Origin of the sequence: Collimonas sp. (assembly GCF_035566555.1) — a bacterium.
Classification (GTDB): domain Bacteria; phylum Pseudomonadota; class Gammaproteobacteria; order Burkholderiales; family Burkholderiaceae_D; genus Collimonas.
Genome location: NZ_DATMRB010000197.1, coordinates 1 through 11,180 on the forward strand (window position 1 = coordinate 1; position 11,180 = coordinate 11,180).

The 11,180-nt window shown below is 61.8% G+C and carries 7 protein-coding genes; all 7 read left to right on the forward strand.

Going from position 1 to position 11,180, the window contains the following annotated elements; translation table 11 throughout:
* Window positions 1–391: 391 nt before the first annotated feature.
* The 7 genes from VNZ65_RS24685 (at window position 392) to VNZ65_RS24715 (ending at window position 10,981) form a co-directional block, all read left to right on the forward strand.
* Window positions 392–1,753: an LLM class flavin-dependent oxidoreductase gene (locus tag VNZ65_RS24685; RefSeq protein ID WP_325673841.1), complete on the forward strand. Its 1,362-nt coding sequence runs from the start codon at window positions 392–394 to the stop codon at window positions 1,751–1,753.
* Window positions 1,754–1,783: 30 nt separating this feature from the next.
* The gene (locus VNZ65_RS24690; RefSeq protein ID WP_325673843.1) at window positions 1,784–4,183 is read left to right on the forward strand and encodes a TonB-dependent receptor; all 2,400 of its coding nucleotides are present in this window, start codon (window positions 1,784–1,786) and stop codon (window positions 4,181–4,183) included.
* Between the two features lie 31 nt (window positions 4,184–4,214).
* Window positions 4,215–5,801 carry a flavin monoamine oxidase family protein gene (locus VNZ65_RS24695; protein WP_325673845.1) on the forward strand — a complete coding sequence of 529 codons (1,587 nt, stop codon included), beginning with the start codon at window positions 4,215–4,217 and terminating at the stop codon, window positions 5,799–5,801.
* A gap of 11 nt (window positions 5,802–5,812) precedes the next feature.
* Window positions 5,813–6,238, forward strand: a complete 426-nt coding sequence (locus VNZ65_RS24700; RefSeq protein WP_325673847.1) for a cytochrome c — start codon at window positions 5,813–5,815, stop codon at window positions 6,236–6,238.
* A gap of 42 nt (window positions 6,239–6,280) precedes the next feature.
* Window positions 6,281–7,243 (forward strand): ABC transporter substrate-binding protein, encoded by a 963-nt coding sequence (locus tag VNZ65_RS24705; protein ID WP_414649214.1) that lies wholly within the window; start codon window positions 6,281–6,283, stop codon window positions 7,241–7,243.
* 209 nt (window positions 7,244–7,452) lie between these two features.
* Window positions 7,453–9,999: a TonB-dependent receptor gene (locus VNZ65_RS24710; RefSeq protein ID WP_325673849.1), complete on the forward strand. Its 2,547-nt coding sequence runs from the start codon at window positions 7,453–7,455 to the stop codon at window positions 9,997–9,999.
* On the forward strand, window positions 9,989–10,981 hold the full coding sequence (locus tag VNZ65_RS24715; RefSeq protein WP_325673850.1) for an ABC transporter substrate-binding protein: 993 nt from the start codon (window positions 9,989–9,991) through the stop codon (window positions 10,979–10,981). Before VNZ65_RS24710 ends, VNZ65_RS24715 begins: the two co-directional genes overlap by 11 nt.
* The last annotated feature ends 199 nt before the right edge of the window (window positions 10,982–11,180 follow it).

The following is an 11,180-nucleotide window of genomic DNA, read 5'->3' on the forward strand; positions in this document are numbered from 1 at the left end:
AGGTTCTTTGCTACCAAGGAGCAGCCTAACAAGCCGGTGCGCTCAGCCTTCCAGATTGCCGGCCTGGCGCTGCCCGGCGCGCTGATAGAAATCGAAGCGACTGCGGCGAAAGTGCGCTGAAGCGCGCACCGCATTCATTCAACCTGCCTTGTCCTGCCCCATGCTCCAGGCTGCGTAATATAAGCATGGCCTGGGGCCTTTGTTCGTCTTGGTCGTCTTGTCCGCCACCGAATTTGGACTCGCGGGAAGAAAGCCAGGCGCCTGCTTTTCATCGGCGCCGCAACCCATCTTCATTCTCGTTGCGCATATTTAGATAGAACAATAATTACGTTATATTATTATCATTTGCTGTATACCATCGCTCAATCGACTAATCACCAGGGAGAGCGAAATGGGCAATACAGCGCAAGAAAAAAGCGGCCGCCAGATAAAACTCGGCGCCACCATCCAGGGCGCCGGCACCACCCAGTCCGGCTGGAAACATCCGGAGGTGGCACTGAACGCCAGCGTCGATTTCGCCCACTACAAGCAAGTGGCGCAAAAAGCCGAAGCCGGAAAATTCGACTTTCTGTTCATCGTCGACAGCACGTTCATCACACCGAAATCCGCACCTCACTACCTGAACCGGCTGGAGCCGCTGACCGCCCTTTCGGCCCTATCCACGGTGACCACCCGCCTGGGCCTGGTCGGCACGCTCTCGGTCTCCTTCACCGAGCCGTTTACGGCCGCCAGGCAGTTTGCTTCGCTCGACCTGCTAAGCCAGGGCCGGGCCGGCTGGAACGTGGTGACTACCGAACTGGAAGGCGCAGCGCTCAACTACAGCAAGACCGAGCACCTGGCGCATGACGTACGCTACAAGCTGGCCGCCGAGCATTTGCAAGTGGTCCAGGGCTTGTGGGACTCATGGGAAGACGATGCCTTTGTCGGCGACCGCAAGGCTGGAGTCTTCTTCGATCCGGAAAAACTGCATGCGCTGGACCACAAGGGTGAATTTTTCTCGGTCAAGGGACCGTTGAACATTGCCCGTTCGAAGCAAGGCCAGCCGGTGATCTTCCAGGCCGGCAGTTCGGAAGACGGACGTAACCTGGCAGCCCGCAGCGCCGACGCCATCTTCACCATCCACGATACGTTTGAACAGGCGCAAGAGTTCTATCAGGACATCAAACGCCGCACCGCCGCCTTCGGCCGCGCGCCGGAGGAAATTCTGGTGTTGCCTGGAATCGATCCCATCATCGGCCATACCGTGGAAGAAGCTGAGCGCAAGTATCAGGATCGGGTCGACCTGATCACCATCGAGGAAGCGCTGGACCAGCTGGGACGGCCATTCACTTATTTCGATTTTTCCACCTATCCGCTGGACGCGCCGTTTCCCGACCTGGGTGACATCGGCAGCAACAGCTATCGCAGCTACACCGACAAGATCAAGAAAGTGGCGAAAGAAGAACGGCTGACCTTGCGCCAGACCGCACTGCGCTTTGCCGTCCCGCGCAGCAGTTTCATCGGCACGCCAGAACAGGTCGCCGATATCGCGCAAAAATGGTTCGAGCAAGGCGCCGCCGACGGCTTCATCATCGGCACCACGGCAGCCGCCGGCCTCAACGACTTCATCGACCTGGTGGTGCCCATCCTGCAGGCGCGCGGCCTGTTCCGCAGTGAATATGAGCACGATACTTTGCGCGGCAACCTCGGCCTGCGTTTTGCCGAAAACAGACATTCGCAAGCAGAGCAAGCGATCAAGAAAATCGCGGCATAACAACAACTACCAATCAAGCAAGGGGAAAGCATGTCGTCAGCGTCACCTAATCAACAAGCAAGATTCGGCAAATTCAGACTTAGCAGCGCCGCCATTGCCGTCGGCAGCCTGTTTGCCGCAGGCCAGGCCATAGCCGCGGATAGCGCCGGCAACAGTACGAATATCGGCAACATCCAGGATGTGATAGTCACTACCGGTACCCGCGATACGCAAAAGGCTGCCCGCGAAAGCCTCAGCCCGATCGACGTCATCAGCGCCGCAGAACTGCAAAAGACCGGCCAGACCGATCTGCGCGATGCGCTGGTCAAACTGTCGCCCTCGATTACGCGCCAGGCGGTCGGCGCCGACGCCGCCAACCTGACCAGCGCTCTCACCATGCGCGGCCTGAGCCCGAACCATGTGCTGGTGCTGGTCAACGGCAAACGCCGCCATACCTCGGCCAATATCACCGCCGACTCTGGACCGCAGCAGGGGTCGACCCCGGTCGACATCGACCTGATTCCAGTCAGCGCGGTCGATCACATCGAGATCCTGCGCGACGGCGCTGCCGCACAATACGGTTCGGATGCGATCGCCGGCGTCATCAATATCATCCTTAAGTCGTCCAGCCGTGGCGGCGGCGCCAGCACCAGCGTCGGCCAGTACAATGCCGGCGACGGCCTGAACTACGGCGCCGCGGCCGATATCGGCACCGAACTGGGCCGCGACGGTTTCCTGCACCTGAGTGCCGAGTACCGCAACCAGGACCACACCAATCGCGGCGGCATCGACAGCCGCACCGGCACCAAGGTCAACAAGATCCTGGGTGATCCGCAAATCGAGCGCGAATCGGTGGCCTTCAATGCCGGCTATGCGCTCAGCAACGATATCGATCTGTACGGTTTTGGCACCTACGCGCACCGCACCAGCGCCAGCTACCAGAACTACCGGCTGCCGTCGGTGCTGCCGGCGCTGTATCCCACCGGTTTCACGCCGCAGGAAACCAGCAGCGAGAACGATTATTCGCTGACCGGCGGCGCTCGCGGCGACCATCTCGGCGCCTGGCATTGGGATCTCAGTTCCACCTACGGCGGCGACGACATCAATATCGGCATGAGCGATTCCGCCAACACCAGCCTGTTCGCCGCCACCGGCAGCACGCCCACCGGCTTCCACCTGGCGCAGTACAAGAATTTCCAGTGGACCAATAACCTGGAGCTGGGGCGGCCGCTCGATCTCGGCTTTCTGCCCGCGCCCCTGAATGTCTCGCTTGGCGCCGAACACCGGCAGGAGACGTATGAAGTCGGCGCCGGCGACGCTGCTTCGTCGTTCGGCAGCGGTGCCCAGGCCTTGCCGGGCTTGGGCGCGCTCAGCGTCGGCAAGTTCTCGCGCAACGTCCTGGCCAGCTACCTGGATGTATCGACCAAACTGACGCCGCAATGGGAAATCGACCTGGCCGGCCGCTTTGAGCACTACAGCGATGCCGGCAACACCACCAACGGCAAGTTTTCGACGCGCTATGAACTCGATCCGCGCCTGGCGGTTCGCGCCACCGTCAGCACCGGTTTTCGGGCACCGTCGCTGGCCCAGGAGTACTACACCAGCCTGGCGGTATCGCCCACCAGCGCCACCGGCTTGCTGGGCGTGAATTCGGCCGCTGCCAAAAGCCTGGGAGCGCAGCCGCTGAAACCGGAAAAATCGACCAGCTTCAACCTCGGCATCGTCGCCGAACCGATCGACAAGCTGAGCGTTACTGTCGATGCCTACCAGATCGGCATCAAGGACCGCATCGTGCAAGGCGGCAGCTATTCCGGCCAGACCGCGATCGACGCCCTGACCTCCTCCGGCCTCAACCTGCCGTCCGGCCTGACTTCGGTGCAGGCCAGCTATTTCGCCAATGGCGTCGATACCCGCACGCGCGGCGTCGATATCGTCGCCACCTACAAGACCAGCCTCAAAGAATGGGGGCGGATAGACTGGGATCTCGGCGCCAACTTCAACCAGACCAGCGTCACCAAAGTAGCCAGGGACGCCAACGGCAATATCCTGCTCAACGCGCAGCAGATCGGTTACCTGACCAGCGCCACGCCGCGCAACAAGCTGATCCTGGGTGGCGTCTGGAGCAAGGATAAATGGGGCACCAGCCTGCACCTGACACGTTTCGGCAAGACTTCCACCGAAGCCACCTACTACACCGGCCCCAATGCATTCTCGACCACTACTTTCAACCACATCGAGAACACGCCCAAGTTCATCACCGACTTAGAGGTCCGCTATGCATTCACCGGTAATTTTCAGGTGGCCTTGGGCGCCAACAATCTGTTTAATATCTATCCAACCAAGCTGCCTGCGGAAAACCGCTACCTGGGCGTATCGCAATACAACATCTATTCGTCCCAGATCGGCGTCAACGGCGGCTTCTATTATCTGAGAGCCAACTACAAATTCTGATTCCTGCGCACATTTCAAGGGAGATTTAAAAATGCCAAACACTATCAGCAGGCGTCAGTTGCTCTCCCTGGTCGGCAAGGCGGCGGGCGGCGCCGCCATGTACCAAGCCATGAGCAGCCTTGGTTTCGCTGCCCAATCCACCTATACCGGACCGCTGCAGCTGCAAGGCGCGCCAAAAAACACCACGATCCTGATCCTCGGCGCCGGCATCGCCGGACTGGTGGCGGCCTACGAGTTGCGCCAGGCCGGCTACCAGGTCAAGGTGCTGGAATACAACAAGCGCGCCGGCGGCCGCGCCTGGACTCTGCGCGGCGGCGACGAATATGCCGAATTGGGCGGCGCCAGGCAGCGCTGTGAATTCGATCAGGGCCACTATCTCAACCCCGGTCCCTGGCGCATCCCCTACAACCATCACGCCGTGCTGGACTACGCCAAGCGCCTCGGCGTGCCGCTGGAGCCCTTCATCCAGATCAACTACAACGCTTACCTGCACGCCAGAAGAGCTTACGGCGGCAAGCCGCAGCGCTATCGCCAGGTGCAGGCCGACTATCATGGCTACGTTGCCGAGTTGCTGGGCAAGGCTGTCAACAAAAACCAGCTCGATGCGCCCTTGACCCGCGAAGACCAGGAGAAATTGCTGGAGTCTTTGAAAAGCTGGGGCGCGCTTGACAAGGATTACCGTTATCAGTCCGGTCCGCTCAGCAGCGACCGCCGCGGCTACGATATCAATCACGGCGGCGGCCTGATGCCAGCCGCGGCGCCATCCGAACCGCTGGAACTGAAGGAATTGCTGCAATCCGGCCTATGGCAGAAGCTAGCGGCCGGCAGCGCGCAGGAATTCCAGAGCTCGATCTTCCAGCCGGTAGGCGGCATGGACCAGATCGTGCAGGCGCTGTACCGCCAGGTGCGCGACCTGGTGCAGCTCAACGCCAAGGTGAGCAAGATCGAGCAAGGCGCCGCCGGCGTCACCGTTACTTACAGCGACACCGATGGCGACGGCTCGCCGCGGCAAATCAAGGGCGACTGGCTGCTGTGCACCATTCCGCTGTCGATCCTGAGTCAGATCGAGATCGATGCCGGCCAGCCGCTGTTGGATGCTATACGTGCCGTGCCATATGAAAATTCCGTGAAAATCGGCTTGCAGTTCAAGCGCCGTTTCTGGGAACAGGATGAACACATCTATGGCGGCATCAGCTATACCGACCAGGCGATCTCCACCATCGGCTATCCCTCGACCGGCTTCGGCCATCCCGGCAAAGGCGTCCTGCTGGGCGCTTATATCTGGGGACCGAATGCTTACGAGTTCGGCGCCCTGCCGCCGCAACAGCGGGTGCAGCTGGCACTGCAGCAAGGAGCGCAGCTGCATCCGCAGTATCCGGCGGAATTCGAGAACGGCATCGCGGTCAGCTGGAACCGGGTGCCCTTCATCAACGGCTGCTTCGGCGCCTGGACCGACGAATTGCGGGCGCAGCACTACAACAACCTGTGCCAGATCGACGGCCGCATCGCATTGGCCGGCGAACATGCGTCCTACATCCCGGCCTGGCAGGAAGGCGCGGTCCTGTCTTCGCTAGACGCCATCAGCCGCCTGCATGCGCGCATCACATCCAAGGTCTGAACCGGAACATCATGAAAAAAAGCAAATCACAAACCGCGTGGCGTCTGACGCTGGCCGCATTTCTTTGCCTTGCGGGCAGCACAGCGCTGCAGGCCCTTGCTGCCAGCGATGCCAGCAACGTCCCCTTGTCAGACGGCTGGCGCTTCGCCGAACAGGATGGCGAGAGCCTGTATCGCGCCAGTTGCCAGGGCTGCCACATGGCCAACGGCGAAGGTGCGGCAGGCGCCGGCCGCTTCCCGCCGCTGGCCGACAATCCGCGCCTGGCCAGCGCCGCCTATCCGGTCTACAACGTACTGCACGGCTTGCATGGCATGCCCAGCTTCGGCAAGTACATGAGCGACGAACAGGTGGCCGCGGTGGTGAACTACACCCGCACCCACCTGGGCAACCGCTATCTCGACGCGGTAACAACGGAGGATGTAAAGAAACTACGTTGAATTGAGCCACCTCCCATTTTGTTTATCAGCCTGAAAGTAGATATGAAAATTTCATTTATCCGCCGTCCGGCGTCGACGTTGATGCGCTGGATATTGGCTGCAGCCGTTGCGCTGGGAAGCCACTCCGCACTGCACGCAGCCGACACCCCGGTATTGCGGGTAGGCGACCAGCGCCAGGGAACGCGCGGCATCCTGGAAGCTTCCGGCTTACTAAAAGATCTGCCTTACCGCATCGAATGGGCCGATTTCCCGGCGGCGCAACCGCTGGGCGAAGCTCTCAACGCCGGCGTCATCGATACCGGCGCCCTCGGCGATGCGCCGTTGATCTTTGCCCTGGCCGCCGGCGCCAGGGCGCGTGCGGTGAGCGTCTCGAAGCTGCAGTCGGATGGCCTGGCGATCGTCGCCGCCGCCAATTCGACAGTGACTGACGTCGCCAGCCTGAAAGGCCGTCGCATCGCCACCACGCGCGGCTCGATCGGCCATTTCCTGGTGATCGTCGCCTTGCAGCAGGCTGGACTCAAGACCAGCGACGTCAACCTGCTGTTCCTCAATCCTTCCGACGCCAAGGCGGCACTGGCGGCCGGCGCGATCGATGCGTGGTCGACCTGGGATCCCTATGTCGCCATCGAAGAACTGCACGATCACGCCAAGGTCGTCGTCAACGCCGTCGGCTTGCGCGATTCATACACCTACCAGGCTGCCACCGATGACGCCATCCGCAACAAGCGCGCCATCCTGGCGGATTTCCTGCAACGCGTGGCCGACGGCCAGCGCTGGGCGCTGGCCCATCCGCAGCAGGTAGCCGAAGCACAGGCGCGCATCACCGGCTTGCCGAAAGAAGTGCTGACCTACGTCTATGCCCGCGCCAAGCTGCACCCGGTGCCGATAGACGCCGCCGTGATGCGGGCCCAGCAGCATACCGCCGATGTCTACGAAAGCGCTGGCGTGATCCCGCGCCATCTGGACGTCGCTCCCAGTTTCGATACCAGTTTCAAATTGAAGTAACCCATTCGAGCAGTGTTTTTATTATGTTCAATTTTCATATTTTATTATTATAAATAATTCGTTTTGTAATAATCAAACTCCCCCTATCATCACTTCACGATAGCAGCCGGCATCGCGCCGGCGCTGCCTTCAAGCACAAGCCCGGACACAGGGCGCACTCCAGAAGACATCGCGCGGCCATATCAATATCAACCACACAGGGGAGTTTCATGCGGTCATTGCATCAACACAAGCGCCGGCGGGTACGCAGTTTGTCCTTCGCCACATTGCTGTCGGCCGGCCTCGCCGGCAGCTACGGCCTGGCGCATGCGCAACAGGAATCCGCCAGCGACGGCGGCAAAAAGGCCGCTACCAGCATCGGCCAGGTGCAAGACGTGGTGGTCACTACCGGCGTACGCGGCGAACAGCGCACGGTGGCCGATAGTCCGGCTCCCATCGATGTCATCAACGGCGAGCAATTGCAGCATACCGGCCGCGCCGAACTGAGCGAAGCGCTGGCGCGCCTGCTGCCGTCGTTCAATTTCGGCACCAACATCGCCGGCGTCAATTCGGTGATCCGCCCGGTCAGCAACCGCGGCCTGGGCCCAGCCTATACGCTGGTGCTGGTGAACGGCAAACGGCGCCACAATGCGGCGCTGCTGACCAACGGCGGCGGCGACAGCAGCGGGGTCAACGCCGTCGATCTCGATACCATTCCCCTGTCTGCGGTTGACCATATCGAAGTGCTGAAAGACAGCGCGGCGGCGCAGTATGGTTCCGATGCGGTAGCCGGCGTGGTCAACGTGGTCTTGAAGAACGGCAGCCACGGCGGCAGCATCAGCGTCGACTACGGCAGCCTGTACGGCGGCAACGGCGACCTCAGCAACCGCAAGGTAGCGGGTGATGTCGGTTTTGAATTGCCCAACGACGGCTTCATCCATGTCAGCGCCGATGCCCGCAAGCGCGGCCAGTCCTGGTGGAACCTGCCGGCCACCAACACCACCGTGTATTCGCCCGCCAGCAACCCCAAGAACGCCAGCTGGAACCGCGACGGCGCGCACAACGGCGACCCGGGCGTCGAAGCCTACAACATCGCCTACAACGCCGAATTGCCGCTCAAGAACGACGTCACCCTGTATTCGTTTGCCACCGCGGGCACCAGCAATGTCGTTTCCGGCAATAATTTCCGTCGCCCCAACGGCCTCGCCACCATTTCACAGATCTATCCGGATGGCTATTTTGCGCTGAACAACGCCAGCTCCTACGACTTCCAGGTAACCGCCGGCGCCAAAGGCAAGTTCGACGGCTGGAACTGGGACCTGAGCAGCGGCTACGGCAAGAATCACGTACGCCAGTACAGCAACCTGACCATCAATCCCTCGCTGGGACCGGCCTCGCCGACCAGCTTCGATGAACTGGCCACTTTTCAGTTCGAGCAATGGACCACCAATGCCGATTTCACCAAGGCTTTCAATCTTGGCCTGGCCAAACCGGTACAGCTGTCCTGGGGCCTGGAACAGCGCAGCGAACGTTTTTCGACCTACGCCGGCGATCCTTTAGGCTATATTAATGGCGGCTATATCTTCCAGCCCGGCGACCAGGCCGGCAATCCGAATGTCGGCAACCCGGCCTCGGTCGGCGCCCAGGGCGCGATCGCACTGGCGCCGCAGGATGCCGCCAATATCCGCCGCAACGTGCAGGCGGCCTATGCTGACGCCGGCTTTTATCCGACCGACAAATGGTTTGTCGACCTCGCGGTGCGTGGCGAGCATTACGACGACAGCGCCGGCAACACCGTCAGCGGCAAGCTCAATTCGCGCTACGACCTGACGCCGCAGATCGCCGTGCGCGGTACCGTCGGTTCCGGTTTCCGCGCCCCTTCGCTGACCCAGACCGGCTACGCTCAGACCGACAACCGCACCAACATCAATCCGGTCACCGGCGCGGTCGGCCCCAGCCTGTCGAAGCTGCTGCTCAACGATTCACCGCTAGCCCGAGCGCTCGGTGCGCAAGACCTGAAGCCGGAGAAATCGCTCAACTTCGGCCTCGGCGTGGTCCTGAAACCGACCGACAACCTCAACATCACATTGGACGCCTACCAGGTCACGATCAAGGACCGGATCATCCGCACCGGCTATCTGTTCGGCCCAGCCTTGTCGCCGCTGCTGCAATCGTATGGATTGACGGGCAGCGAATGGGTGCAGTATTTCGCCAACGGTGTCGACACCCGCACTCGCGGCCTAGACCTGGTGGCCGACACCACTACCGATTTCGGCCGCCTCGGCGTAGTGCGCTGGAACGCCGCGCTCAACTGGAACCGCACCGACATCACCAGCATCAAGGCGACACCGGCCCAACTAGGCGGACTCGGCGCCAATCCTGGCGGCAGCCTGACCTGGTTCGGCTACTCGGCCGGCGGCGGCATCGGCGAGCTGACCTCGGCCCAGCCGCGCACCAAACTGATCCTGGGCGGACGCTGGCTGCTGCGCGATTTCGATATCAACCTGCAGACCACCCGCTACGACTCCTATCTGTGGCAAACCACGCCGACCCTGTCCTACAAGTTCGGCGCCAAGTGGATCACCGATCTCGACATCACCTACGCCCTGACCAAATCCATCAAGCTGACCGTCGGCGCCGCCAACCTGTTCGATGTCAGGCCGGACAAGAACGGCCCGGGCGACGCCAGCACCGGCGCTTCCAGCTTCTATTACGGTCCGTCGCCGTTTGCGCCGACCGGCGGTTTCTATTATGTCAAGGCTTCTTATGATTTCTAAATCCGCAGCGCTTGCCGGCTTGCTTTTGCTGATTGCCATGACCTCGGCCGGCTGCGGCAAACAGCAAACGCCGGCAGCCCAGGCCGGCCCGCTCGATCTCAGCAAGGTCACGCTGGTGCTGGGCGACCAGGTCAACTTCACGCGCACCAAGGCTGAGGCCGCCGGTGTGCTGGAAGGGGTGCCTTACAAGATCGAATGGGCCAGCTTCCAGGGCGCGGCGCCGCTGTTCGAGGCGGTGCGTTCAGGCGATGTCGATACCGCACCGGCTGCCGATACGCCGGTGCTGGCGGCGGCGGCCGGCGGTGCGCCGATCAAGCTGGTGGCGGCAGCGGTGTCGCCGACTGCTCCCACCGGCGTCGCCATACTGGTGCCGCCCGGTTCGCCGATCAAGAACGTAGCAGACCTCAAAGGCCGTTCGGTCATCGTCTCTTCGGCGCGCGGCAGCGTGGCGCAATACGTCTTGTTCGGCGCCTTGCGCGAAGCCGGCCTGACCGAGCAGGACCTGACTATCGGCTTCATGCTACCGGGCGATGCCTCTGTGGCTTTTTCGTCCGGCAAGATCGAGGCCTGGGCCACCTTCGGCACATACCAGGCGTCGGCTGAACTGCACGGCGCCCGCGTGCTGCGCAACGGCGTCGGCATCTATAGCGGCACCGGCCTCATCGCCGCCTCCGACAAGGCGCTGGCCGATCCTGGCAAACGCGCCGCCCTGGCCGACGTGCTGCAACGGCTGGCGCGCGCCAACGAATGGGTGATAGACCATCCTGCCGAATACGCCAAGGTGTTCGCCAAGCTGACCGGCCTGCCGGACGACGTGGTGGCGCTGGTGCTGAAACGCGAGCATCCGACGCTGGTGCCGGTCGATGCGCAGATCACTTCACAGCTGCAAAAGATCGCCGACACCTTTTATGAAGCCAAGCTGTTCCCGATCCGGGTCGACGCCGCCAAGCTGGCCGATACCGGGGTCTTCCCGCCGCCTTGATCCGCAGCGGCATTTCTTGTTTGTCCACCCAACTTTGCGAGACATCATGACCACACCACGACAACTCAAACTCGGTTTCATGCTGCATGGCGTCGGCCCCGGCTGGGGCGACTGGCGCCATGCCGAGGCGCATCCGGGCGCCAGCATCGACATCGATTTCTATATCCGCCAGGCACGCCTGGCCGAAACCGGGAAATTC

What these genes read in the sequence shown, in the direction of transcription:
- VNZ65_RS24685 (WP_325673841.1), top strand. Translation starts at nt 392, where the DNA reads ATGGGCAATACAGCGCAAGAAAAAAGCGGCCGCCAGATAAAACTCGGC.
- VNZ65_RS24690 (WP_325673843.1), top strand. Translation starts at nt 1,784, where the DNA reads ATGTCGTCAGCGTCACCTAATCAACAAGCAAGATTCGGCAAATTCAGA.
- VNZ65_RS24695 (WP_325673845.1), top strand. Translation starts at nt 4,215, where the DNA reads ATGCCAAACACTATCAGCAGGCGTCAGTTGCTCTCCCTGGTCGGCAAG.
- VNZ65_RS24700 (WP_325673847.1), top strand. Translation starts at nt 5,813, where the DNA reads ATGAAAAAAAGCAAATCACAAACCGCGTGGCGTCTGACGCTGGCCGCA.
- VNZ65_RS24705 (WP_414649214.1), top strand. Translation starts at nt 6,281, where the DNA reads ATGAAAATTTCATTTATCCGCCGTCCGGCGTCGACGTTGATGCGCTGG.
- VNZ65_RS24710 (WP_325673849.1), top strand. Translation starts at nt 7,453, where the DNA reads ATGCGGTCATTGCATCAACACAAGCGCCGGCGGGTACGCAGTTTGTCC.
- VNZ65_RS24715 (WP_325673850.1), top strand. Translation starts at nt 9,989, where the DNA reads ATGATTTCTAAATCCGCAGCGCTTGCCGGCTTGCTTTTGCTGATTGCC.